Annotated in this window: 22 protein-coding genes and 1 riboswitch; of the genes, 13 read left to right on the top strand and 9 right to left on the bottom strand. The window is 72.2% G+C overall.

Annotation, left to right across the window (positions count from 1 at the left end; translation table 11 throughout):
- Positions 1-10: 10 nt before the first annotated feature.
- Positions 11-1,114 (bottom strand): hemolysin family protein, encoded by a 1,104-nt coding sequence (locus VYL96_RS14895; RefSeq protein WP_243699593.1) that lies wholly within the window; start codon positions 1,112-1,114, stop codon positions 11-13.
- On the bottom strand, positions 1,111-2,469 hold the full coding sequence (locus VYL96_RS14890; protein WP_061228547.1) for a hemolysin family protein: 1,359 nt from the start codon (positions 2,467-2,469) through the stop codon (positions 1,111-1,113). The genes VYL96_RS14895 and VYL96_RS14890 overlap by 4 nt, the downstream gene beginning before the upstream one ends.
- A 225-nt stretch (positions 2,470-2,694) precedes the next feature.
- Between VYL96_RS14890 and VYL96_RS14885 the strand changes: the two genes are divergently transcribed.
- A complete protein-coding gene (locus tag VYL96_RS14885; RefSeq protein ID WP_061228546.1) occupies positions 2,695-4,170 on the top strand; it encodes a peptide MFS transporter in 1,476 nt (491 codons plus the stop codon).
- Positions 4,171-4,207: 37 nt separating this feature from the next.
- Here the strand turns inward: VYL96_RS14885 and VYL96_RS14880 are convergent, their stop codons facing one another.
- A complete protein-coding gene (locus tag VYL96_RS14880) occupies positions 4,208-5,470 on the bottom strand; it encodes a L,D-transpeptidase (RefSeq protein WP_131885117.1) in 1,263 nt (420 codons plus the stop codon).
- A gap of 197 nt (positions 5,471-5,667) precedes the next feature.
- Between VYL96_RS14880 and VYL96_RS14875 the strand changes: the two genes are divergently transcribed.
- From VYL96_RS14875 to VYL96_RS14865, 3 genes are all read left to right on the top strand, one after another.
- Positions 5,668-6,330, top strand: coding sequence for an SDR family oxidoreductase (locus tag VYL96_RS14875; RefSeq protein ID WP_131885116.1), 663 nt, complete (start codon positions 5,668-5,670; stop codon positions 6,328-6,330).
- Positions 6,331-6,350: 20 nt separating this feature from the next.
- A complete protein-coding gene (locus VYL96_RS14870; RefSeq protein WP_061228543.1) occupies positions 6,351-6,788 on the top strand; it encodes a hypothetical protein in 438 nt (145 codons plus the stop codon).
- Positions 6,789-6,884: 96 nt separating this feature from the next.
- Positions 6,885-7,850: an NADPH:quinone oxidoreductase family protein gene (locus VYL96_RS14865; RefSeq protein WP_061228580.1), complete on the top strand. Its 966-nt coding sequence runs from the start codon at positions 6,885-6,887 to the stop codon at positions 7,848-7,850.
- Between the two features lie 54 nt (positions 7,851-7,904).
- On the opposite strand, the gene VYL96_RS14860 is transcribed toward VYL96_RS14865, so the two are convergent.
- Positions 7,905-9,065 (bottom strand): pyridoxal phosphate-dependent aminotransferase, encoded by a 1,161-nt coding sequence (locus VYL96_RS14860; protein WP_131885115.1) that lies wholly within the window; start codon positions 9,063-9,065, stop codon positions 7,905-7,907.
- 63 nt (positions 9,066-9,128) lie between these two features.
- On the opposite strand from VYL96_RS14860, the gene VYL96_RS14855 reads away from it, so the two are divergent.
- Entirely contained in the window at positions 9,129-9,635 is a 507-nt protein-coding gene (locus VYL96_RS14855) for a Rieske (2Fe-2S) protein (RefSeq protein ID WP_232303032.1), read from the top strand.
- A 121-nt stretch (positions 9,636-9,756) separates the two neighbouring features.
- Positions 9,757-9,912, top strand: a riboswitch (FMN riboswitch).
- Between the two features lie 100 nt (positions 9,913-10,012).
- Positions 10,013-10,759 (top strand): nicotinamide mononucleotide transporter family protein, encoded by a 747-nt coding sequence (locus VYL96_RS14850; protein WP_061228541.1) that lies wholly within the window; start codon positions 10,013-10,015, stop codon positions 10,757-10,759.
- 408 nt (positions 10,760-11,167) lie between these two features.
- Here VYL96_RS14850 and VYL96_RS14845 read toward each other — a convergent pair whose 3' ends face one another.
- Entirely contained in the window at positions 11,168-11,776 is a 609-nt protein-coding gene (locus tag VYL96_RS14845; protein ID WP_131885114.1) for a class I SAM-dependent methyltransferase, read from the bottom strand.
- Between the two features lie 63 nt (positions 11,777-11,839).
- Positions 11,840-12,829: a glucosyl-3-phosphoglycerate synthase gene (locus VYL96_RS14840; protein WP_131885113.1), complete on the bottom strand. Its 990-nt coding sequence runs from the start codon at positions 12,827-12,829 to the stop codon at positions 11,840-11,842.
- Positions 12,830-12,910: 81 nt separating this feature from the next.
- Between VYL96_RS14840 and VYL96_RS14835 the strand changes: the two genes are divergently transcribed.
- From VYL96_RS14835 to VYL96_RS14805, 7 genes are all read left to right on the top strand, one after another.
- Positions 12,911-14,200 carry an acyl-CoA dehydrogenase family protein gene (locus VYL96_RS14835; RefSeq protein ID WP_131885112.1) on the top strand — a complete coding sequence of 430 codons (1,290 nt, stop codon included), beginning with the start codon at positions 12,911-12,913 and terminating at the stop codon, positions 14,198-14,200.
- Positions 14,197-15,528 (top strand): phosphotransferase family protein, encoded by a 1,332-nt coding sequence (locus VYL96_RS14830; protein WP_407935063.1) that lies wholly within the window; start codon positions 14,197-14,199, stop codon positions 15,526-15,528. The genes VYL96_RS14835 and VYL96_RS14830 overlap by 4 nt, the downstream gene beginning before the upstream one ends.
- The gene (locus VYL96_RS14825) at positions 15,528-16,238 is read left to right on the top strand and encodes a histidine phosphatase family protein (protein ID WP_061914521.1); all 711 of its coding nucleotides are present in this window, start codon (positions 15,528-15,530) and stop codon (positions 16,236-16,238) included. Before VYL96_RS14830 ends, VYL96_RS14825 begins: the two co-directional genes overlap by 1 nt.
- A gap of 36 nt (positions 16,239-16,274) precedes the next feature.
- Positions 16,275-17,084 carry an alpha/beta fold hydrolase gene (locus tag VYL96_RS14820; RefSeq protein WP_131885111.1) on the top strand — a complete coding sequence of 270 codons (810 nt, stop codon included), beginning with the start codon at positions 16,275-16,277 and terminating at the stop codon, positions 17,082-17,084.
- A gap of 101 nt (positions 17,085-17,185) precedes the next feature.
- On the top strand, positions 17,186-19,345 hold the full coding sequence (locus VYL96_RS14815) for an MMPL family transporter (RefSeq protein WP_329440274.1): 2,160 nt from the start codon (positions 17,186-17,188) through the stop codon (positions 19,343-19,345).
- The gene (locus VYL96_RS14810; RefSeq protein ID WP_131885110.1) at positions 19,342-20,118 is read left to right on the top strand and encodes a lipocalin family protein; all 777 of its coding nucleotides are present in this window, start codon (positions 19,342-19,344) and stop codon (positions 20,116-20,118) included. Before VYL96_RS14815 ends, VYL96_RS14810 begins: the two co-directional genes overlap by 4 nt.
- Positions 20,119-20,153: 35 nt before the next feature.
- The gene (locus tag VYL96_RS14805) at positions 20,154-21,593 is read left to right on the top strand and encodes a TIGR01777 family oxidoreductase (RefSeq protein ID WP_131885109.1); all 1,440 of its coding nucleotides are present in this window, start codon (positions 20,154-20,156) and stop codon (positions 21,591-21,593) included.
- A 24-nt stretch (positions 21,594-21,617) separates the two neighbouring features.
- On the opposite strand, the gene VYL96_RS14800 is transcribed toward VYL96_RS14805, so the two are convergent.
- From VYL96_RS14800 to VYL96_RS14790, 3 genes are all read right to left on the bottom strand, one after another.
- Positions 21,618-22,274 carry a TetR/AcrR family transcriptional regulator gene (locus VYL96_RS14800; RefSeq protein WP_061228533.1) on the bottom strand — a complete coding sequence of 219 codons (657 nt, stop codon included), beginning with the start codon at positions 22,272-22,274 and terminating at the stop codon, positions 21,618-21,620.
- 70 nt (positions 22,275-22,344) lie between these two features.
- On the bottom strand, positions 22,345-23,652 hold the full coding sequence (locus tag VYL96_RS14795; RefSeq protein ID WP_131885108.1) for an SPFH domain-containing protein: 1,308 nt from the start codon (positions 23,650-23,652) through the stop codon (positions 22,345-22,347).
- A gap of 52 nt (positions 23,653-23,704) precedes the next feature.
- Positions 23,705-24,139 carry an NfeD family protein gene (locus tag VYL96_RS14790; RefSeq protein ID WP_131885107.1) on the bottom strand — a complete coding sequence of 145 codons (435 nt, stop codon included), beginning with the start codon at positions 24,137-24,139 and terminating at the stop codon, positions 23,705-23,707.
- Between the last annotated feature and the right edge of the window lie 25 nt (positions 24,140-24,164).

Genomic DNA, 24,164 nt, shown 5'->3' with positions numbered 1-24,164 from the left:
GGTGCGTGGGTCAGGCCGAGGTGACCGGCAGGAGGCGCCGGACCACGTCGTCGAGCGTGAGGACGCCCCGCACCTCGGAGACGTGGGTGCCCGGGTGCCCACCGGACTGTTCGACGACGACGAGGTGGGCGCGCGCCTCACGCATCCGGCGGAACGCCTCGGCGACCGTCAGATCGTGCTCGAGTGACAGGCTCGGCCGCATGAGTTCCCGGGCCGTGGCGTCGCCGTCGACGTTGATCGCGTCCCGCGCGTGGACCACGCCGACCGCGGTGTCGTCCTCGAGGACCAGCAGGCGCAGATGGCCGGTGCGGCGCGCGGTGTCGAGAATCTCCTCTGGGCCCGCGTCGACGCCGACCGAGGACATCTCCTCGGGCGCGGCGGGCTGATCGAGGTCGCGCTCGCCGAGCAGGTCGCCCACGGTGAGCTCCTGCAGTTCGAGGGCGCTGAGCAGCTGCCGCTGATGGGTGTCGTCGAGCGTCCCGGCCTCGCCGGAATGCCGGACGAGCTCACGCAGCGAGTCGGCGTCCTGACCCGCGGACACCTCGTCCCTCGACTCGACCCCCAGCCGGTGCAGGATGTTGTTCGCCATGGCGTTGAGGGCGACCAGGAGCGGACGGGTGAGCCAGAGGAACGCCCGCATCGGAATCGCCAGCAGGGTGGCCGAGTACTCGGGGTGGGTGATGGACCACGACTTGGGGGCCATCTCGCCCACCACGAGGTGCAGGAACGTGACGATGATCAGCGCGAGGATGAACGCGATGACGTCGGCGGTCCACAGCGGGAGCCCCCATCCGGCGAACACCGGGGTGAGCCAGTGGTGCACGGCGGGCTTGGTGATGGAGCCCAGCGCCAGCGCGCACAGCGTGATGCCGAGCTGGGCGCCGGCGAGCAGGAGCGTCAGCTCGGACGCGTTCTTCAGAGCCGCGCGGGCGGCGGCACTGTGCGCGGCGTCGTCCTCGAGCCGGTGCCGGCGGGCGGAGATGAGCGAGAACTCGACGGCCACGAAGAACGCGGACGCCGCGATGAGCAGGACGGTCGCCACCAGGACGACCCAGGGGTTGCTCATGATCCCACCGTCGGCGTCGGCGGCGAGAAGGGTGGTGGTGGGGGTCATCGTGCGGCCTCCTCGACCACGACGTGCAGTTCCGCGGGGACGCGGCGTTCGATGCGGCGGACCTCGGTCCGCAGGACGCGATCGGCGGAGATCTCCTCGAGGACGTCCGTGTCCGGCAGCGGGATGTCGACGCGGGCGCCGACGTCCGGCAGGTCGCCGATCGTCTCGATGACCAGGCCGCCGAGTGTCTCGGCGTCGACCTCGGGGAGGGTGATGTCGAGGAGACGCTCCACCTCGTCGAGGTGCGTGTCGCCGGTGAGGATCCAACCCAGCCCCTCACTGACAGGGACGTCCGCGGCCTGCGGGTCGTGCTCGTCCGCGATCTCGCCGACGATCTCCTCGGCCATGTCCTCCATGGTCACGACGCCGGCGAACCCGCCGTACTCGTCCACGACCACGGCCATCTCGGAGTTCTGGGCGCTCAGTCGGGCCGCCACCTCGGGCAGCGGCAGCGACGTGGGCACCCGGATCGGGGCGCGCATCACCGTCGACACCTGGGTCAGCGAGCCGTCGGTGTCGTCGCCACAGAGCACGAGGAGGTCGTGCAGGTCGACGATGCCGATCACGTCGTCGGAGTCCTCGCCCACCACGGGGTAGCGGGTGTGTCCCGTCGCCATCTTGGACAGCACCTCGTCGACGGAGTCCTCGGCGCGGACCACGTCGGTGCGCGAACGCGGGATCATCGCGTGCTCGGCCGGCTGCCCGGGGAAGTCGAGCATCCGGTCGAGGAGCCGACTGAGCTCGGGGGAGAGTTCGCCGGCCTCGCCCGACTCGGCGACGATGTGCTCAAGGTCGCGAGCGGTGGCCGAGTGCTCCTTGTCGTGCACGGGCTCGATGCCGACCGCCTTGAGCAGCGCCTCGGAGGCCTTGTCGAACAGGCCGATGATCCAGCCGAACACGGCGAGGTAGATGGCGGTGGACCGGGCCAGCCACCGGGCCACGGGCTCGGGCTTGGCGATCGCGAGGTTCTTCGGCACGAGCTCGCCGAAGAGCATCTGGACCACGGTCGAGAACAGCAGTGCCAGGATCGTGCCCACACCGACGCCGACGGCCTGCGGCACCGAGGCCAGGCCGAGGAGGTCACCGATCGCCCGGCCGATGAGCGGCTCGGCGACGTACCCCACGACGAGGGTGGTGACGGTGATCCCGAGCTGTGCGCCCGAGAGCATGAACGACGTGCGTCTGGTGACGCCGAGGACCCGCTCGGCGACGGGGTCGCCCTTCTCGGCCGCCGCCCCCATGCGGGAGCGGTCGACGGCCATGAAGGCGAACTCCTGGGCCACGAAGTAGCCCGTCAGCGCGGTGATCGCCAGTACGACCACGACGCCCACTAGTAGTGAGAGCGCGATGCTCATCCGGTGTGCCCCCTTCCGTGAAGGGGGCTGGTAGATCGGGCCGGGGTGTCGGCTCGGCTCACTGGAGGTGCTCCTGCGCTCATCGGGTTGCACCCCGGGCCGGTCGCCCGAGGGTTGATTTCTCCGATTGTCCTGTCCCGGGTGGGAAATGTCGACTCCCACCTGTGGGGCGAGATCGACGGCACAGTTTGTCCCGCAGGAAAAGCAGGAGTAGCACTGTCTGTCATGACAACTCGGAATGCCGAGGTGGCTCTCGCCGATACGGACCGCAGGTTCTTCGGCCATCCACTCGGATTGGCGAACCTGTCGGGTATCGAACTGTGGGAGCGTTTCAGCTTCTACGGCATGCAGGGCCTGCTGGCGTACTACATCTACTACGCGGTCGCGGACGGTGGCCTCGGGTACTCCGAACAGATCGCGGCGTCGATCGTCGGTGCTTACGGCGGTCTGGTCTACGCCTCCGCGATCCTCGGCGGCTGGATCTCGGATCGCCTGTTCGGCGCCGAACGGACCCTGTTCGGGGCGGCCGTGCTCATCATGCTCGGCCACCTGTCCCTGGCCCTCGTGCCGGGCCCCGTCGGGCTGGGGATCGGCCTCGTGTTCGTGGGCGTCGGCGCCGGCACGCTCAAGGCCACCACCTCGACCGTGGTCGGCGACATGTACCGGCGGACGGACGACCGGCGTGACGCCGCGTTCTCCATCTACTACATGGCGGTGAACATCGGTGGCCTCACCGGCCCGCTGATCACCGGGGTGCTGTGGCACGCCAATGGATTCCACTGGGGATTCGGCGCCGCGGCGGCGGGAATGGCGATCGGCCTCATCCAGTACGTCGCGGTGCGTGGCGCCACGCTCAAGGGCGTCGGGGCCGTCGTGCCCGACCCGCTCCCGCGGCCGCAGCGGGTCCGGGCCCTGGTCATCGGCGTGGTCGTGGTGGTGCTCGTCGCGACAGCGCTGGCCCTGGGCCTCATTCCGCTGGAATCCCTGGCGGACATCGTCACCGCGATCGCCGTGGTGGGCGCCGTCGCACTGTTCGCGCTGCTGATCACCAGCCCCAAGACGCAGCCCGACGAGCGAAGCCGGGTCGTCTCGTTCATCCCCATGTTCATCGCGTCGGTGGCGTTCTGGGCGCTCTTCCAGCAGCAGTTCACGGTGATCGCGATCTACTCGGACCAGCGTCTCGACCGCAACCTGGGTGGCTGGGAGATGCCGGCGAGCTGGGTCCAGTCCATCAACCCGCTGTTCATCATCATCTTCGCCGCGGTCTTCGCGACCCTGTGGGTCAAGCTCGGCAGCCGTCAGCCCTCGAGCCCGATCAAGTTCGCGCTCGCGAACCTCATCATGGGCATCGCCTACCTGGTGTTCCTGTTCTTCGTCGGCAGCGTCGCGACGCCGCTGCTCGGCATCGTCGGTATCCTGTTCCTGTTCACCATGGCCGAGCTGCTGCTCTCGCCGGTCGGGCAGTCGCTGTCGACCAAGCTCGCACCGGAGGCCTTCAAGACGCAGATGGTCGCGCTGTTCTTCCTCAGCGTCTCCATCGGCAGTGCGCTGTCCGGCGTGCTCGCGGGGTACTACGACCCGAACGACGCCGGGGCTGAGCGCAACTACTTCCTGGTGCTCGGCGTCGCGTCGATCGTCCTGGCCGGGATCATCGCCGCGCTGTCGCCGTGGATCCGCAAGAACATGATGGGCGTGCGCTGACGCACGACCCCTGACGCGCCCGGGTCGACCCGCCCGGCTAGTCAGCCGAGCCCGTCTGCCAGACCTCCCACGGAACCGACCAGTCACCGTTCTGCCAGACCTCCAGCTCGGGTCCGCCCGTGCCGCGCACCTCGACGACATCCCCGGTGACCGCCTGGTCGAAGTACCACTTCGCGTCCGCGGGCGAGAGGTTGAGGCAGCCGTGCGAGGTGTTGGTGTTGCCCTGGGCCCACATCGACGACTCGAGGGCGTGGAAGTAGATGCCGTCGTTGGAGATGCGGACGCCGTGATCGACGGTGACCCGATAGCCGGCGGACAGGGGCAGGCCGTAGGTCGTGGAGTCCATCAACACCGAGCTGGACTTGTCCAGGACGGTGTAGGTCCCCGGCTGGGTCCAGAAATGCATGGTCACGCCGCCGTACGTGGCCCAGCCGCCCTTGCCCATGGAGGTGGGCATGGTCTTGAGCAGTTCGCCGTTGCGGTACACGGAGACCGTCTTGGTCGCGTCGTCGGCGATCGCGATGCGCCGGTCGCCGATAGTGAAGTCGGCTTCCGCGCCGGCACCGCCCCACTGGTCGCCACCGAGGTCGCGCCCCTCGGTGTCGAGTTCGACCCGCACTCGGGTGCCGGTCTCGTAGTAGTCCTTCGGACGCCAGTGTGCCGAGGAGTCGTCGGCCCAGAACCAGTTGCCCTCCACCTCGGGCGAGGTGGTGACCTTCATGTGTTTCTCAGCTTCTCTGCGGTCCGCGATGGGCTGGTCGAACTTCGCCACGATGACGATTCCGACGCCGTACTCACGGTCCGACTGCAGGGTCCCGCCTCCGGTCGTGGTCAGGGTCGGGGTCACGACGGCCGCCGGGTCGGCCATGCTGAACGTCCGTGTGTCCGTCCTGGTCCCGCCGACCGCACCCTCGTAGGTGATCTCCAGGGTATAGGTGCGCCCGAACCCGAGTGTGACGGCCGGCTCCCACTCCGATCCGTCACGCGAGATTTCGCCCTCGATCCGCTTGCCGGCGTCGTTGGTGAGCACCGCGTTCGTGATGGTGCCGTTCTCGACGGTGGCCCGGACGCCGTCGACCACGGCGACGTCCGTGGCGCCGTCGGCGGGGACGACCTCCAGTGCCGCCGGGGCGGGCGCCTGCGCGCTGGGCTCGGTGGGGGTCGTCTCCCCGGCGGAGCCCGTGGGCACCGGGATGGTGCACCCGGCGACGACGAGGATCAGCGCGAAGAGTCCGGCGAGCAGGGCGAGGGGGCCCGTCACCGCCGGAAGAGAGGGGGTTCCAGACCTGGACAGGGACATGCATCAACTCCGAAGCGACAAGCGTGGGGCATCCGGTGAATCACGGCTTATGTCGACATGATGCACTCCGTGTCCGACACGGAGCGAATCCGAAACGGCCGGCCGCCCACTCGTTGTGGAGTTGTGACCGTCGTGGGGCCCGCGCGATGGCGGAAGCCGGTCGGTGGGGATGCGTTCGGACGGGTACAACGGAGGCCATGAGTATCGATCGACCAGTGACCATCATCGGCGGCCACGGCAAGGTCGCCCTCCGCACCGCCCGGATCCTGTCGGACGCGGGCGCAGAGGTGCGCTCGGTGATCCGCAACCCGGACCACGCCGACGACATCCGGGCGGCGGGCGCCACCCCTGTGGTGGCGGACGTCGAGAAGCTCGACGTCGAGGGCCTCCGCGAGGTCGTCCGCGGCAGCGGCTCCGTCGTCTGGTCCGCCGGCGCGGGCGGCGGCAATCGCGACCGCACCTACGCGGTCGATCGCGACGCGGCGATCCGCTCGATGGACGCGAGCGTCGCCGAGGGCGTGGAGCGCTACGTCATGGTGTCCTACGACGGCGCCGGACCCGATCACGGCGTGCCGGAGGACAACGCGTTCTTCCCGTACGCCGAGGCCAAGGCGGCGGCCGACGCCCACCTGCGCGAGTCCGATCTGCAGTGGACCATCCTGGGGCCCGGCGCGCTGACCGACGAGCCCGGTGGCGAGATGATCGGGATGGGAGCGGACAAGCGCGAGGACCGGGCGACCAGTCGGGACACGGTCGCCGAGGTCGTCGCCGCCGTCCTGCGCCGGCCCGACACCGTCCGCCGCACCATCGAGTTCTCCGACGGGGACACCCCGATAGGCGAGGCCCTGACGAGGGACTAGCGCCGCGTTATCCTCACCGGATGAGGATCCTGGTGGGAGGTTCGTGGATCACCGTGATCTGCGCACTGCTCACCGCGTCGTGGAGCGTCCCGCAGTACATCATCACAGACACCGTCACGCTCAACTCCCATCCGTTGTTCGTGGTGCTGTTCTTGTTCCCGGCGCAGATCGGCGTGCCGGTGTGCCTGTTGGTGGCGCTCAACTCGCTGCTGATGGGCCTCCGTCGTCAGCTCACCACGATGCCGCGGCGGTTCCTCGCGGGAGGCCAGCTCGTGACGGTCATCCTGCTGGGGATCTGCGCGGCACTGCTGATCTCGCCCACCGCATTCGGTCGGGAGTTCATCGTCATGGCGCTGGCGTTCCAGGTGGGCCAGGTGCTGGTCGCGTTCGGGCTGGTCCTGCACCTGCTCCGCCGGCGTCGTCATCGCCGTGCGGCGGAGGGCGCCGGCGTCGGCTGAAACGTCCGGCGCGCGCGTCGGCTGAACCCTCCGGCGCGCGCGTCGGCTGAGCCGAGCGGGGCACGCGCGCAGTGGTGGGCTGACACTATGGACCGCATGCGTGCCATCCACATCTCCAGCCATGACGGACCCGCCGCCCTCGAGGTGGTCGATCTTCCTGAGTCGGAGCCCGGCGCGGTCCTGATCGACGTCCACGCCGCCGGCGTGACGTTCCCCGAGGTGCTCCAGACCCGTGGCAGGTACCAGATCTCGCCGCCTCTGCCCTTCATCCCGGGCTCGGAGGTCGCGGGCGTGGTGCGGTCCGCGCCCGAGGGATCGGGATTCGCCGCGGGGGACCGCGTGTGCGCGTTCCCCGGTCTGGGTGGCTTCGCCGAGGTTGTGGCGACCGAGCCGTCCCAGGTGTTCCACCTGCCGGAGAACCTCAGCTTCGTCCAGGGCGCGTCGATCCCGATGAACGTGCTCACCGTCCACTTCGCGCTGGCCCACCGCGGTCGGCTGCAGCCGGGCGAGACGGTGCTCGTGCACGGCGCGGGCGGCGGGATCGGTATCGCCGCCACCCAGTTCGCCACCGCCCTGGGTGCCCGCGTCATCGCGGTGGCCTCCACCGAGGAGAAGCGGGAGCTCGCTCGCAAGGCCGGCGCGACCGATGTCATCGCGCCGGAGGGGTTCAAGGACGCCGTGAAGGAGCTCACGGGCGGTCAGGGCGTCGACATCGTCGTCGACCCCGTAGGCGGTGACCGGTTCACCGACTCCATCCGCGCGCTGGGCCAGGAGGGGCGGATCCTCGTCATCGGCTTCACGGCAGGCGAGATCCCCACGGTCAAGGTCAACCGCCTGCTGCTGGGTAACAAGAGCGCGGTGGGCGTCGGCTGGGGCGAGTACTGGATGTCCAACCCCGGCTACCTGCAGAAGCAGTGGGCCGAGGTCGAGCCGCTGCTGGCCTCGGGCCGGCTCGACCCTCTCGTCGGTGCGGAGTTCCCGCTCGAGAACGCCGCCGAGGCGCTCGAGCTCATGGACGGCCGCGGCGCGGTGGGCAAGATCGTCCTGACCACCGGCCGCTGACCCGGGCCGGCGCCGGGGCGCGCCGGGGTGGGGCGGGTGCGGGGCCGGGCGGCGTCAGCGCACCAGGGCCTGCAACCGCCGCCCGGCCTCCGCGAGCACCTCGGGTCGCTTGCAGAACGCGAACCGCACCAGGTGCGACCAGTCGTCGGTGAACGCGTCGGTGAACGGCGCGAACGGCACCGCCGCCACCCCGACCTTCTCGGGGAGCTCGAGGCACCACGCCGCCGCGTCGGTCACCCCGAGCGGGCCCGGATCGGCGGTCAGGAAGTACGTGCCCTGTGCGACGACGAGGTCGAACCCGACCCCCGTGAGGATCTCGGCCAGCTCGTCCCGCCGGGCCTGCATGTCCTCCCGCAGCGTCGCGATCCACCCCTGCTCGTGGCGCAGGGCGTGCGCGACGGCCGGCTGCAGCGGCGAGGCGACGGTGAAGCTCATGTACTGCCGCGCGGTGCGCGCCCCTTCGACGAGGTCCGCCGGCCCGGTGAGCCACCCGATCTTCCAGCCCGTGCAGTTGAGCAGCTTCCCCGCGCTGGAGATCCGCAGCGTCCGCTCCGCCATCCCGGGCAGCGTGGCGATCGAGACGTGCTCGACCCCGTCGTACGTGAGATGGGAGTACACCTCGTCGGAGATCGCGATCGCGTCGAACTCGTGGCACAGGGCCGCGATCTCCTCGAGGTCCTCCCGCGGCAGCACGGCGCCCGTGGGATTGTGCGGCGTGTTGACCAGCACGGCCCGCGTCCGCGGTGAGAACGCGTCCCGCAGCGAGTCCACGTCGAGTCGGATATGGCCGCCCGAGCGGACCAACCGCGCGGCGCGACGGGTGGCGCCGGCCATCGCCACCGCGGCCACGTAGGAGTCGTAATACGGCTCGATGACGACCACCTCGTCGTCGTTCTCCACCAGGCCCACCACCGCGGCGGCGATGGCCTCCGTCGCGCCGACCGTCACCAACGTCTCGGTGTCCGGATCGTGCACCAGGCCGGTGCGCGCGGTCTCGTCGGCGACGATCGCGTGACGCAGCTCGGGGATCCCCATGCCGGGCGGGTACTGGTTGTGGCCGTCGCGCAGGGCGCGCACCGCCGCCTCGATCATCGACTCCGGCCCGTCCGTGTCCGGGAACCCCTGTCCCAGGTTGATCGCGTCGAACTGCGTTGCCAGGCGCGAGACCTCGGTGAAGATCGTCGTGGCGTGGGGCGCGAGTCTGCGGACCGTCATGGGGGAAGCCTAGGTGTGTTGACGGCGCCGGTGGCCGCGGGCCGGGCCGATACGATGGGCGGCATGTCCGAGCCCTTCTCCGCCGCCCCCGCTCCGATCGGTACCTCCCCCGCCCGTGCCAGCGGTGCCCGCTCCACCACGGTCGGCCCGTGCACGCAGCGCCGGGCCGTGCTGGCGGCCCTGCCCGGGATCATCCTGCTGCCGGGCATCGCCTCCGCGTGCGGGATGACCGAGCCGGCCCAGCCGCCGTCGACCGTGCAGCAGACCACCACGGTGGCCGCGACCACCATCCCGGCCGCCGAGATCCCCGTCGGCACGGCCAAGCAGTTCAAGGCCGGCGACTCGACGGTCATCGTGGCCCAGCCCACCGAGGGCGAGTTCGTCGCCTACTCGGCGCGCTGCACCCACCAGGGCGGTGTCGTGCAGGTGATCGAGGGCATGACGCTGCGCTGTCCGCTCCACGGCGCCGAGTACGACGCCACCGACGGCCGCAACACGCTCGCCCCCGCGCCGCGTCCACTCGACGTCGTGCCGGTCAGCGAGTCCGGCGGACAGCTCGCCCTCGGCTGACGCTGACTGGAGCCGGTCGACGCCGGCCTACGACCCCGCGGCTTGCGGTGCATCCCGGGGCGGGGCGCGGCGCGGCCCCGACGCGGGTTGCGGCGCGGCCGCGTTCAGGGGTACAACAGGAACACGTTCTCAGGGCGGGGTGAAACTCCCCACCGGCGGTGATGTCGTCGACCCCATGGTCGGCGGCGAGCCCGCGAGCGCCCCGCACGCGCGGGGGTCAGCAGACCCGGTGTGATCCCGGGGCCGACGGTCATAGTCCGGATGGAAGAGAACCTCGCGTCACCCGATGCGGACCCGGCCGGCGACGGTCGTGGCCGGGCGGGCGTCGTGGCACAAGCCCTGGGCCGTCTGTGTAGAGCCCGTGAAAGGGGCACACGATGAGCCTCCTCGTCTCCTTCCTCGACGCGCAACTGGTGATCGGCGGAGTCCCGATCCTGTGGCGCGAGATCATCGGCAACGTCTTCGGCCTGGCCGCCGCGATCGGTGGCATGCGCCGCGTGGTGTGGGCGTGGCCGGTGGGGATCGTCGGCAACCTCACCCTGCTCACCGTCTTCCTCGGCGGCGTCTTCCACACCCCGCAGGACGTCGACCTCTACGGCCAGGCCGGCCGGCAGGTGATGTTCCTCGCGGTGGGCGTGTACGGCTGGTGGCAGTGGTCGCGGACGCGGCGGGCCAACGCGACCGCTGCTGCCGCGGCGGCCGCCCACGGTGGGCCCGTCGCTGACGCGCCCGCGGTACGACCGCACTGGGCGACGGGCCGTCAGAGGGCCGGGCTCGTGGTGGGGATGCTCGTCGGCACGCTGCTGTTCGGCTGGATCTTCGCGCAGCTCGGCTCGTGGGGCCCGTGGGCGGACGCGTGGATCTTCACCGGCTCGATCCTCGCGACCTACGGCATGGCCCGCGGCTGGACGGAGTTCTGGCTGTTGTGGATCGCGGTCGACGTCGTGGGCGTTCCGCTGCTGCTCAAGGCCGGCTACTACCCGTCGGCGGCGTTGTACCTCGTGTACGCGGCGTTCGTCATCTGGGGGTTCGTGGTGTGGTGGCGCGTCGACCTGGCGGAGCGAGCGGCGGCGGCCACGGCCGTCGGGAGGACGGAGTCGCTGGCGGAGCCGCAGCGGGCGTAGTCCCGCTGCCGGGTGCACACCGCTGCGTCGACCCGCCCTCCGATTCGCGATTCGCCCTCCGATTCACGATTCGCCCTCCGGAGTGCGCTCCGCGCTAGGAACTCCGCGGGCGGATCGTAATTCGAGGGGCCGATCGTAATCCGAGGGGCCGATCGTGATCCGGAGGGGCGGATCGCGAGCCCCGCGAACACCGAGCCCGACACTAGCGCTCCGGCCGTGGGTTCGGGAGTGCCCGCCCTTTCACGTCGCGCCACCTATCCGATCTCACGCTGCCTAAGGGGTCCGATAGGTGTCGCGTGATCAGATAGGTGGCGTTCGCAGGGGCAGTCACAAACCGCCGCTCACCGCCGCTGTCAGCGCGAACGGCCCCGCGGACGACCCCCGCGGACGTCGAGCTCGCGCGCGCTGTCAGTCGGCCCAGCGCCGCGCGTGCAGCAGGACGTCGATCGCGGTGGCCTTGCCGGCCGGCCGCAGGTCGTGGCGCAGGGAGATCACCTCGAGGCCCTCTGCACCGCGGGCGAGGTCGGCGACCCCGGGTAGGAGAGTCGGGTCCTGGGGCCCGCCGACCCCGCGACGGAGGTTCTCGGCGGCGTGGCCCAGGTAGACGAGGTGCCCGCCGGGCCGCAGCCAGGTGCCGGCATCGCGGAGCACGGCGCTGAGTTCGGGCAGGTCGAGGTGGAGGAAGCCCACCACGACGAGGTCGACCGGCTCGGCGGGCGTCCAGGTCCGAGCGTCGCCGACCACCCAGTCGACGCTGCCGCTGCGGCCCTCGTCGGAGTCCTTGGCCCGGGCCTGCTCGATCGCGACCTCGGAGAAGTCCACGGCCTGCACCCGCCAGCCGTGCGCGGCGAGCCAGCGGGCGTGCCGTCCGTCACCGCACGCGAGGTCGACGGCGGTGCCCACCCCGAGGCCGGCATCCTCCGCGGCCGTGACCTCCGCGACGATCCGGGCGGCCGGGGTCGTCCCCCAGGCGTCGGGCTGCGCGAGGTAACGGGCGTTCCATGCGGAGGCGTCCACGGGCGGTGGTCCTTTCGGTCGGGTGTGGGAGAGGTCGGGTGGGGCGGACAGGAGGGAGGGCGACTACGACCCGCGCACGTCGCGCATCGGCGGCCGCTCACCGGGGTCGACGCGGACGGTCTGGGCGCGGAAGCCCCTGTCGTCGGGATCGCGGCGGTGCAGGGTCAGGGTGTCGCCGGGGGCGTCGGCGCCGGTCACGCGTCCGTGGCGCCGCAGCCGGCTCAGCATCGCCAGGTGCTGGTGCATGGCCATCACGGCCAGCGCGGAGTCGGGGGAGTGGCGGTGCACGCGTCGCCCCAGGTCCACCTGGGCGAGCGCGTCGAGACCGTACGCCTCGTAGAGGTCCACGAGGATGCCGAGGTCGACGCCGTACGCGCCGGCGAAGGGGATCGACTCGAGCGCCTCGCGCGTCCCGGCGTACTCGCCGGCGAGCGGCTGGACGAAGCCGCCGAGGGCGGGCCAGTGGGTGGCGATGAGGGGCCGGGCGACGAGTTCGGTGACGCGGCCGCCGCCGGCGGGCAGGACGGTGCGGCCGTCGTCGAGGGGCCGGTCGTAGGCGCCCTTGCTGAACACGACGCCGGGTTCGGTGAGCAGCGGCCCCAGTAGTCCGGTTGCGAACGCGGGGTCGAAGTCGCGCAGGTCGGAGTCGAGGAACGCGATGATGTCACCGTCGGTGGCGGCGAGCGACTTCCACAGCGCCTCGCCCTTGCCGGGCACGTCGCCCAGGGCGGGGAGGACCTCGCCCTGGGCGACCACGCGGGCGCCGGCGGCGCGCGCCACCTGTGCGGTGGCGTCGGTGGAGTGGGAGTCGACGACGACGAGCTCGTCGATCAACGGCACGCCCTGCACGAGCTCGGAGTGCAGGGCGGCGACGATCGCGCCGACGGTCGACTGCTCGTCGCGGGCGGGCAGTACGACCGAGATGCGGCGGCCCGCCTTGGCCGCGACGAGGTCGCCGGGGCGGAAGTCGGCCGCGCGGTAGGTTCGTCGCGCCGACCAGGCACGAACCGGGTCCGCCCGGTCGGCGAGGGTCGTCCGCGAATGCTCGGTCACGCCCGCGATCCTGCCAGAGCCGGGGCCGTGGGGGTCTCGCGCGCCCGGGCCCGGGTGGGAGCGGTGTGCCACGATGCACGTATGGACTTCTCCCCGTCGCCGCGCGCCGCCGAGCTCACCGCCGCGGTCCGCGAGTTCATCGACGCCCACATCGCCCCGGTCGAATCGGACATCCACGCCGACATCGCCCGCCGCCGCCTGTCCGGACAGGACCCGTGGGCGGTGGACCCGCGGGTCGGGGAGCTCCAGGCGCTGGCGCGCGAGCAGGGACTGTGGAACCTCTTCCTGCCGGCCGGCCACGAGGGTCCCTACGCGGAGCGCTACGGCACGCGGGGCGGCACGGGCCTGAGCAACACCGACTACGCCCCGGTCGCCGAGGAGATGGGCCGGTCGTTCCTCGCGCCGCTGGTGTTCAACTGCAACGCCCCGGACACGGGGAACATGGAGGTCCTGCTCAAGTACGGCTCGCAGGAGCAGAAGGACCGCTGGCTGGACCCGCTGCTGGCCGGGGAGATCCGCAGCGCGTTCCTCATGACCGAGCCCGCCGTGGCCTCCTCGGACGCCTCGAACATGGCGGCCACGGCGCGCATCGAGGGTGACGAGGTGGTGCTCGACGGCCGCAAGTGGTGGTCCACGGGCGTCGGGCACCCCGACTGCAGGGTCGGCATCTTCATGGGCGTGTCCGACCCGGACGCGCACCGCTACCTGCGTCACTCGATGGTGCTGGTCCCCATGGACGCCCCCGGCGTGACGGTGGAACGGATGCTCACCGCGCAGGGCGTCCACGACGAACCGCTCGGCCACGGAGAGGTCACGCTCACCGGCGTGCGGCTGCCGGCGTCGAACATCATCGCCGGCCCGGGCCGGGCCGCGGAGATCGCGCAGGGTCGCCTGGGCCCGGGCCGCATCCACCACTGCATGCGGCTCATCGGCCTGGCCGAGATGGCGCTGGACCTGGCGTGCCGCCGCGCCTCCGAGCGGGTGGCGTTCGGCAAGCCGATCGTCAACCTCGGCGGCAACCGCGAGCGCCTCGCCGGGGCCCGCATCGCGATCGACCAGGCCCGCCTGCTCGTCCAGCACGCCGCGTGGAAGCTCGACACCGAGGGACAGGCGGCGGTCGAGGTCAGCGCGATCAAGGCCGCGGTCCCGAAGATGGCGCAGGAGGTCATCGACATGTCCCTGCAGCTGCACGGCGGCGGCGGGATGAGCGACGACTTCCCGCTGGCCGGGGCGTACGCCACCGCGCGGTCGCTGCGACTGGCCGACGGCCCGGACGAGGTCCACCTCGCCGTCGTCGCCCGCGCCATGCTCGCCCCCTACCGTGACGCCGCCGCGGCCCGGACCACCGCCGACGCCGGGACCGACCGGTGAGCCCGCGGGACGGTATGCCCGACGACGACGCCGCCCTGCGCCGCCGCGTCCCCGGCACCGGCGCGGTGCGCGCCGAGGACGCCTTCGACGTGGAGGCCGTCGCCGCGTGGCTGCGGTCGATCACCCCCGACGACCCGGACGTGCTCGCCGGCGTGGACCTGGGCGACGACGACGAGCCGGTCCTCCCGGAGGTCCGCCAGTACACCGGTGGCGCGTCGAACCTCACCTACCTGCTGCGCTACCCCGGCGCGGACCTGGTCCTGCGGCGACCGCCGTCGGGGACCAAGGCCCGCGGCGCGCACGACATGAGGCGCGAGTACCGCGTCCAGTCGGCGCTGCGGCCGGTCTACCCGCTGGTGACGCGCATGGTCGGGTTCTGCGACGACCACTCGGTCATCGGCTCGGACTTCTACGTCATGGAACGCATGGCGGGCACGATCCTGCGCAAGAACCTGCCCCGCGACCTGCGGCTCGACCGGGTCACGACCCGGCGCCTGAGCGAGTCGGCCGTGGACGCGCTGGTGGACCTGCACGCGGTGGACGTCGCCGCCGCCGGACTGGAGGACCTCGACCGCGGCGAGGGATACGTGCGCCGCCAGGTTGAGGGCTGGTCCGCCCGCTACCGCCGCGCCCGCACCCCGGACGTCCCGGACTTCGCGCCGGTCATGAAGTGGCTGCACGCGAACCAGCCCGAGGACGTCGGCCACTGCCTCGTCCACAACGACTTCCGGTTCGACAATCTCGTCCTGGACCCCGACGACGTCACCCGGGTGATCGGGGTCCTGGACTGGGAGATGGCCACCGTGGGCGACCCGCTCATGGACCTGGGCGGCGCGCTGGCCTACTGGGTCCAGGATGACGACGGCCCGCTGTTCAAGGCCTTCCGTCGCCAGCCCACGAACGCGCCGGGGATGCTCACCCGGCGGCAGGTCGTCGAGCGCTACGCGCGCCGCGCCGGCCTGGACATCACCGAGGAGCAGTGGCGCTTCTACGAGGTGTTCGGCCTGTTCCGGCTCGCGGTGATCGCCCAGCAGATCAACCACCGCTACTACCACGGGCAGACCACCAACCCGGCCTTCCGCGCGTTCCGCCCCGGGGTGGCGTTCCTCGAGCAGCGCTGCCTGCGCCTCATCCGCACCGGCGACGGACGCCTGTCACCCACGCGGATCTCGCCGAAGGACGTGATCCCGGAACTGCTCGGCGTGCCCCGGGTGGCGCTGCCGCTGCTCGCCGGCGGCGTCCACGACGCCCGCGGCAGGGTCACCGGCGTCCTCGGCGGACTCCCCGTCATCGGCGGTCTGGTCCGCGGCGCGGGGGGTGAGCGCTGATGGGCGCCATCCACCTCGTCCGCCACGGTCAGGCCTCGTTCGGCAGCGGTGACTACGACCGGCTGTCCGAGACCGGACACCTGCAGGCGCGCCTGGCCGGTGAGGACATGGCCGCCCGCGGTCTGCGGCCCGACGTCATCATCCACGGCGGCATGCGGCGCCAGCGCGAGACCGCCGAGGGCCTGCTCGAGGGCCTGCGCGCGCACGGCGACGTGGACTGCCCCGTCGAGGTCGACGAGCGGTGGGCGGAGTACGACGCCGACGCCGTCCTCGAGGCCGCGCGCGTGGCCGGCCTGTCCGCCGAGCACGGCACCCTCGACTCGGCGGGCTCCTCCGACGAGGCCAAGCAGGCCTTCCAGCGCGAGCTCGACGCGGCGCTGGGCCACTGGTCGGGGCTCGAGGCGTTCGCCCGGTACCGCGCCGACGCCGAGGCCGCCCTCGCCGACGCCGCCGCCCGGTCCGGCAGCGGCAGGACGACCTTCGTCGTGTCCTCGGCCGGCACCATCTCGCTGGCGGTGGCGACGCTGCTGGCCGACCCGGAGGGTGTCGTCGGGTTGTGGACCCGCCTGCAGCGTGTGACGGTGAACACCGGCACGGCCCGTGTCGTGGTGGGTCGGGGCGGGATGACCTGCATCGCGGTCAACGAGCACCAGCACCTCGAACGGGCGGCCGGACCGGATGACCCGCGGCGCCTGATCACCCTCCGGTGAGCGGGCGGCGGGACACGACCTCAGGAGAGACGCCCGATGCCCACGTTCCGACGCGGTCACACGACGATCGCCTACACCGACACCGGCGCGCCCGCCGGTCGTGAGGACGCCCCCGTGGTGCTGTTCGCCCACGGTCTGCTGTTCTCCGGCTGGATGTTCCACCCCCAGATCGCCCGCCTGCGTGACCGCTACCGCTGCGTGACGATCGACTTCCGCGGCCAGGGCAACTCGCCGCGTGCCCTCGGCGGGTACGACATGGACACCCTCACGGTGGATGTCGCCGAACTGCTGCGGCACCTGCAGATCCCGGTGGTCAACTTCGTGGGGCTGTCCATGGGCGGGTTCGTGGGCATCCGGCTGGCCGCCCGCAATCCCGAGACCGTGCACACCCTCACGCTCATGGACACCGCCGCCACCGCCGAGGAACCGGCCAACCGCCGCAAATACCGGACCCTGTCGGCGGTGTACCGCGTCGCCGGCATCCGTCCCGTCCGGTCGCGGGTCGCGCCGATCATGCTCGCCGAGGGCAACCTCGACGCCCCCTGGGTCGACGAGTGGATGGCGATGGTCGAGCGCACCGACCGGGCAGGACTCGTCAAGGCGATCGAGTCGGTCGCCGACCGGGACCCGTGCGTGGACGAGGCGATACGGATCATCGCGCCCACGCTGGTCGTGGTGGGCGCCGAGGACGCGGCCACGCCGCCGGAGAAGTCCCGCCGGCTGGTCGAGCTGATCGCGGACTCGCGGTACCGCGAGATACCCGGGGCCGGGCATTCGCCCACCCTGGAACGCCCCGACGAGGTCACCGCCATCCTCGAGGCGTTCCTCTCCGAATACGGCGTGTGAAGACAGGGGAATCGATGCGAGCGGGGCGCTCTGCCGCGGAGAAGTCAGGGTCGGCGGGAGGGTGGGTCGGAGTCGTCACCGGCCGGATCTCCGCCTGGGTGATGCTGGTGGCGGTCCTGCTGGTGAGCGGGGCGGTGTTCGCGTTCGCCTCGTCGGAGAGCTCGTCCGAGGCGCCGCAGACCCTGCCCGACGACTCCGAGGCCGCGCTCGTCTCCGAGATCCAGCGGGAGTTCCCCGACTCCGGCTCGGTGCCCGCGGTCCTCGTGGTGACCCGGGAGGACGGCGGTGAGCTCGGGCCCGAGGGCATCGCGGCCGCGGTCGGCGCCGGTGAACGCATGGCCGAGATCGTGGGGACCCCGCCGCAGGGGCCGATCCCGTCCGACAACGGCGCCGCCGCCCTGATGCTCGTCCCCGTCGACTCGTCGCTCATCTCCGGCGGCGAGGGCCGCGAACTCGTCGAGGACATGCGGGGCGCCGTCGCCGAGGGGCTCGACGACGGGCTGAGCGCGCAGCTCACCGGCGGCCCCGCGTTCGCCGCGGACACGGCCGCCGCGTTCGAGGGCGCCGACTTCCGGCTCCTCGCCGCCACCGCGCTGGTCGTCGCGGTGCTGCTCATCATCACGTACCGGTCGCCCGTCCTGTGGCTGGTGCCGCTGCTCATCATCGGCGTCGCCGACCGGGTCGCGGCCCTGCTCGTCTCGCTGGTCGGCGAGGCCCTCGATGTCACCGTCGACGCCTCGACCTCCGGCATCGTCTCGGTCCTCGTCTTCGGCGCGGGCACCAACTACGCCCTGCTGCTGGTCTCCCGCTACCGCGAGGAACTGCGCAGGACCGAGGACCGCCGCACCGCGCTCCGCGACGCCTACCTCGGCGCGGTCCCGGCCATCCTCGCCAGCAACATCACGGTCGTCCTCGCGCTGCTCACCCTGCTGCTGGCGACCCTGCCCAACTACCGCTCGCTCGGCCTGTCTGCTGCGGTCGGCCTCCTCGTCGCGCTGGTCTACGCGCTCATCGCCCTGCCCGCCGCGCTCGCCGTGTGCGGCCGCGGCCTGTTCTGGCCGTTCATCCCGCGGCCGGGCCAGCACCACGGTCGCCACGAGGCGGGGTCGGGGCCCGCCACGCCCGAGGGTTTCGACGAGGAGGTGCCCCCCGGGGTCTGGGGCCGCATCGCCGCGCGCGTCGTGAAGCGCCCGGTGACGGTGCTGGTCTCCTGCGTCCTGCTGCTGGCGGTCCTCGCGATGGGACTCATCGGCACCCGCGTCGGCCTGAGCCAGACCGAGCAGTTCCGCACCGCGTCCGAGTCCGCCGCCGGTCTGGAGACCGCGGCCGAGCACTTCCCGGCCGGCGTCACCGACCCGGTCACCGTCCTCACCCGTACCGGGACCGAGGCCGGGGTCGCGGAGGCCGCCCGGGGCGTCGAGGGCGTCGTCTCCGCCCGCCCCGCAGGAGGATCGGGAACCGGGTGGAGCCGCGTCACCGTCGTGCTCGACGCCGCCCCCGCCACCGACCGGTCCGAGGACAGCGTGGTCGCGCTGCGCGAGGCGGTCGACACCGTGCCCGGCTCCGAGGCGCTCGTCGGCGGGTCCGTGGCGGAGGCCGTCGACACCTCCGAGGGCAACATCCGGGACCTGACGCTCATCGCGCCGCTCATCCTGCTCGTGGTGTTCGTCGTCCTCATCCTGGTTCTGCGGTCGCTCGTCGCGCCGCTGCTGGTCCTCACCGCGACGGCGCTGTCGTCCGTCGCCGCGCTCGGGCTCGGCACGTTCGTCACCACCCAGATCCTGGGCTTCCCGGGCCTCGACGTCGCGGTGCCGCTGTACAGCTTCCTGTTCCTCGTGGCCCTCGGCGTGGACTACTCGATCTTCCTCACCATCCGGGCCCGCGAGGAGGCCGGCACCCACGCCACCCGCGAGGCGATGGTCCGCGCCGTCGCCCTCACCGGCGGGGTCATCACCTCGGCCGGCATCGTGCTCGCCTCGGTGTTCGTGGTGCTCGGCGTCCTGCCGCTCATCGTGCTCACCCAGGTCGGCGTGATCGTCGCCCTCGGCGTGCTGCTCGACACCTTCATCGTCCGCACCCTGGTCGTCCCGGCGCTGTTCACCCTCGTCGGGGACAAGGTCTGGTGGCCGGGCGATCCGCGCGGCGGGCACCGCCGCGTCGCCGGCGCCGACCACACCGCCGACGGCACCGGAACCACCGGCCCCGACCCGGCCGGCCCCGACTCCGACACCCCCCGCCACACAGAGGAGATCCGCGCATGAGCACCACCGCCCGCACCCACGCCCCCGCCGCCGGCGCCCACGCCCCGGCCGACCGCACCCGGCGCCCCGCCTCCCGCCGCGCCTCCCGCCCCTCCTCCCGCCTCCGTGGGCTCGTGACCGCGCTGGCCGTGGCCCCGCTGCTCGCGGCGGGCCTCGGCGCCGCCCCGGCGGCGGGCGCGCAGGACCTCACCGACGGCGGCCGCCTCGGCGGCGGGTCCTCGCAGCTGCTGCCCGACGGCGTGGCCCTCGGATCCCTCGGCGGCCCCGAGCTCTCGCAGGTCGAGTCGGTCGACCTCGAGCGCTACGCGGGGGAGTGGTTCCAGGTCGCCGCGATCCCGCAGCCGTACACCCTGCAGTGCACCAACGACACCCGCGCCGAGTACGCGGTCACCGCGCCCGGCACGGTCTCGGTCCGCAACAGCTGCGGCTCGGCGATCAGCTCGGACTCGGTGATCGAGGGCGAGGCGAAGGTCCGCGACACGGACACGAACGCCTCCCTGCGGGTGAACTTCCCGATGGTCCCGTTCCAGGACGAGGCCGGACCCGTCAACTACCGGATCACCTACCTCGCCGACGACTACTCGCTGGCGATCGTCGGCGATCCCACCCGCTCGTCGGGCTTCGTCCTCAGCCGCGAGCCCGCGCTCGACGCCGGGCAGTGGGCCACGGTGCGCGACGTCATCGAGGACCGCGGCTGGTGGTCCTGCGCGTTCCTCACCGTCCCGATGGCCGGTGGGCGGGGCGACGCCTCCCCGCTGTGCCTCCTGCCCTGACGCAGACGACCCACATCGACACGGATGAGTGACCGATGAGCATCGACCTGACCTGCACGGTCGCCGCGACGCCCGGGGAGGCGTGGCGCTACTTCGCCTCCCCGGGTGCGTTCCGCCGACTGTCCCCGCCGTTCATGCCGCTGCGTCCGGTCCGGGAGGCGGCGTTCCTGCGGGACGGCCTCGCGGTGCTCGAGCCGCGCACGGCCCTGCCCGGCCCGCTGGGCAGGCGCTTCGGTCCCCGGTGGCACGCCCGGCACGATCCCGCCGGCTACGTGGAGGGGGAGCGCTTCGTCGACCGCTGCGTGTCGCAGCCCTACGCCGCCGCGACCGGCTGGGTCCACACGCACACCGTCACCGCCGCTCCGGACGGTGAAGCGCTCCTCGGCGACCGGGTCGAGGCCCGCGTCCCCGGCGGGGCGCTCGCCCCCGTGTTCGCCTACCGGTACCGGCAGATGGCCGCCGACCTGGCCGCGATCGACCGCCACCGCGGCGCGCCGGTGACGGTCGCCGTGACCGGTGCCTCCGGACTGGTGGGCACGGCCCTGACGGCCCTGCTCGGCGTGGCCGGCCACCGCGTCATCCGCCTGGTGCGCGGACCGGTCGGCGAGAACGACGGCGACAACGACGACGACAACGACGACGAGGGCGGCGTCGCCCGGGACGGACGCGGTGGCGGGTCGGAGCGGAGCTGGGATCCGGAGGCCCCCGCCCCGGATCTGCTCGACGGCGTGGACGTGCTGGTCCACCTGGCGGGCGCACCCATCGCGGGCCGGTTCACCGATCGTCACGTCGCACGGGTCCGCGACAGCCGCGTCGGCCCCACGCGTCGCCTCGCCGAGCTCGTCGCCGCCCGCAACGGGGCCACCGCCATGGTCTGTGCCTCGGCCATCGGCTACTACGGCCCCGACCGCGGTGACGAGCAGCTGACCGAGGACTCCGCTCCGGGCACCGGGCCGGTCGCCGACATCGTGGTCGACTGGGAACGCGACTGCGACCCCGCCCGCGAGGCCGGTGCCCGGGTCGTCTCCGTCCGCACCGGCATCGCCCTGTCCGGGGCCGGCGGGATGCTGCCTCCGCTGGCGGCCCTGACGCGCGCGGGGCTCGGTGGCCGTATCGGCTCCGGCCGACAGTGGATGTCGTGGATCTCGTTGGACGACCTCACCGACATCTACCTGCGCGCGATCGTCGACCCCACGATGTCGGGGGCGGTCAACGGCACGGCCCCCGAGCCGGTGACGAACGCCGAGTTCACCCGCGTCCTGGGTTCGGTCCTGCGCCGCCCCACTCTCGTCCCCGTCCCGGGGTGGGCGCCGGCCGTCCTGCTCGGTGAGCGCGGGGCCGACGAACTGGCCCTGGCCGATCAGCGGATCCTGCCGCGGACGCTCACGGACGCCGGGCACCACTTCCGACACCGCACCCTGCGCGCGGCGTTCGAGCACGAACTGGGCGCGGAGGAGGTCCCGGCCGCGCTGTAGCGAGGTGCCGACCGCGCTGTAGCGTCAGCGCTGCAGGATCATGGGCACGAGCACCCGGCGCGCCAGCGCCCGGATCTGCTCCTCGGAGTCCACGACGGGCGGGCCGTCCGGCATCACCACGAGCGAGTGCAGGAAGCGGCCGACCACGGAGGCGACCTCGAGCGAGAGCTGCTCGGCCTCGTCGGGCTCCATGTGGCGCGTGTGGACGTCGGCGTTCCACGTGCTGCGCACGAACTGCGCGAGCATCTCGATGATCGTCTCGAGCACCGAATCCGACTGTCCGGCGAGCATCGCCATGGCCTCGACCTTGTCGCTCTCGATCATCCGTCGCAGCAACTCGTTCTGGCGGATGTCGAAGACGGTCCCCACGAGCAGGTCCTCGACGTGCCGGACCGGGTCCCATTCGAGGGATTCGAACGGCGTGTACCGCGCGTTGACGGTCATCATGAGTCGCTGCGCCTCGTGCGCGTAGATCGCCCGCAGGATGTCGTCGCGGGGCCCCAGCCGACGGTAGAGCGTCACCCGCGTGACGCCGGCGGCCCGCGCGATGTCGTCGGTGCTGGTCCCTTTGATCCCGCGTTCGGCGAACACCGCGGACGCCGTCTCGATCAGACGGACGTCCTCGGCGTCCGGTTCCGCCTCCGGCGTCCGGACACCACCGCGGCCACTGTCACGAGTCACGCCCTCATGTTAGGACGAGAGGCCGCGGCGGCTGCCCGTAACGGGGTGTCGGGGGCCCGCCGGGGTTGTGCTATCGCGGAGGCTGATCGCCGCCGTCGACGGGATAGCCGCCCTGCTGGCCCAGGCCCCACCGCTGGTCGAAGCCGGGCTGACCGGGCGCGGCGCCCCGCGGGCCGTCGATCGCCTGGGTCTCCCGGCCCGACGGGGCGTCGGGGGCGGCGCCGCCCTCGGACTCCGGGACCATGTCGAACACGCCGGGCTTGGGCTTGTCCCGCCGCGGCTCCTCGTCCATCACGGAGGTGGCACCCTTGGCGGCGGCCTCCGCGGCGGCCACGGAGCGGGCGATCTCCGGATCGGTCCGGGTGTCGAACCACTCGTCGGGTGCCGAGGGCAGATCCGCGTCGGTGTCGACGTCCGACGGCTCGTAGCGGAAGACGCCGTCGTCGTCCTTCTTGGCGACGGCCTTGGCGAACGTCTCCAGGGAGTCGCCGAACTGCGACGGGATCATCCACATGGTGGCCGCGTCGCCCTTGGCCATCTCGGGCAGGTTCTGCACGTACTGGTAGGCCAGCATCTCCGGCGTCGGCTTGGAGGCCTTGACGGCGGCGTTGACCCGCGCGATCGCGGCGGCCTGGCCCTCGGCCACGAGGTAGCGGGCGGCCCGCTCACCCTGCGCGCGCAGCATGCGCGACTGCCGGTCCGCCTCGGCAGCGAGGATCGCCGCCTGCTTGTTGCCCTCGGCGTCGAGGATCGCGGCCTGCTTGGCGCCCTGCGCGGTGGTGATGGCGGCCTCGCGCTGCCCCTCGGCGGTGAGGATGGTGGCGCGCTTCTCGCGGTCCGCGCGCATCTGCTTCTCCATCGAGTCCTGGATGGAGGGCGGCGGATCGATCGAGCGCAGCTCGACCCGGGCGACGCGCAGTCCCCAGCGGCCGGTCTCCGAGTCCAGCACGCCACGCAGCTGCTTGTTGATCATGTCGCGACTGGTGAGCGTCTGCTCCAGGGTCAGGCCGCCCACGACGTTGCGCAGGGTGGTGGTGGCGAGCTGCTCGACGGCGACGATGTAGTTGTTGATCTCGTACACCGCCGACTTGGGGTCGGTGACCTGGAAGTAGACGACCGTGTCGATGCTCAGCGTGAGGTTGTCCTCGGTGATCATCGACTGCGGCGGGAACGTCACGACCCGCTCGCGCAGGTCGACCTTGGCGCGCACGCGGTCGATGAACGGGATGATGAGCGTGAGCTGACCACTCACGGTGCGCTGGTAGCGGCCGAGCCGCTCGATGACCGCGGCCTCGGCCTGGGGGATGAGCTTGACCGAGCTCACCACCACCGAGACGATCAGGACGACGATGACGGCGAGGAAGATCAAGCCACCCATGGGTACCTCCGGTTGAGTCGTGCGTATCGGCTGCTGCTGGGAGGCCGCGAACTCATAGGCCGCGCACGACGATCGCCGTGGCCCCCTCGATCTCGTGCACCAGGACCTTGTCGCCGGCCTCGAACGTCTCGCCCTCGATGAGCGGTCGTGCCGTCCAGGTGTCCCCGGCGATCTCGACCAGGCCGCCGGACGGCCCGACCGCCTCGACGACCGTGCCGCCGCGACCGGTGAGGGCGGCCGTGTTGGTCTCGTGCTCCGGCAGCGCGCTGAGCAGGCGCCGACGGACGAGCGGGCGGACGCCGACGACGAGGATGAGCGAGACGAGCGCGAACGCCAGCGCCTGACCCCACACCGGTGCGCCGAGGAAGGCGGCGGCCGAACCGCCGAGGGCGCCTCCGGCGAGCATGAGCATGAACAGCTCTCCGCCCGCCGCCTCTCCGGCGGCGAGAAGAACCGCTGCCCCGAGCCAGGCGAATCCCACGTGCATGACCCCGACCCTACCGACAACGGGC

The organism is Dietzia maris (assembly GCF_036287335.1).
Lineage (GTDB): Bacteria > Actinomycetota > Actinomycetes > Mycobacteriales > Mycobacteriaceae > Dietzia > Dietzia cinnamea.
The sequence above is the reverse complement of the archived record's forward strand: the minus strand, read 5'-3'. Positions and strand labels throughout refer to the sequence as shown.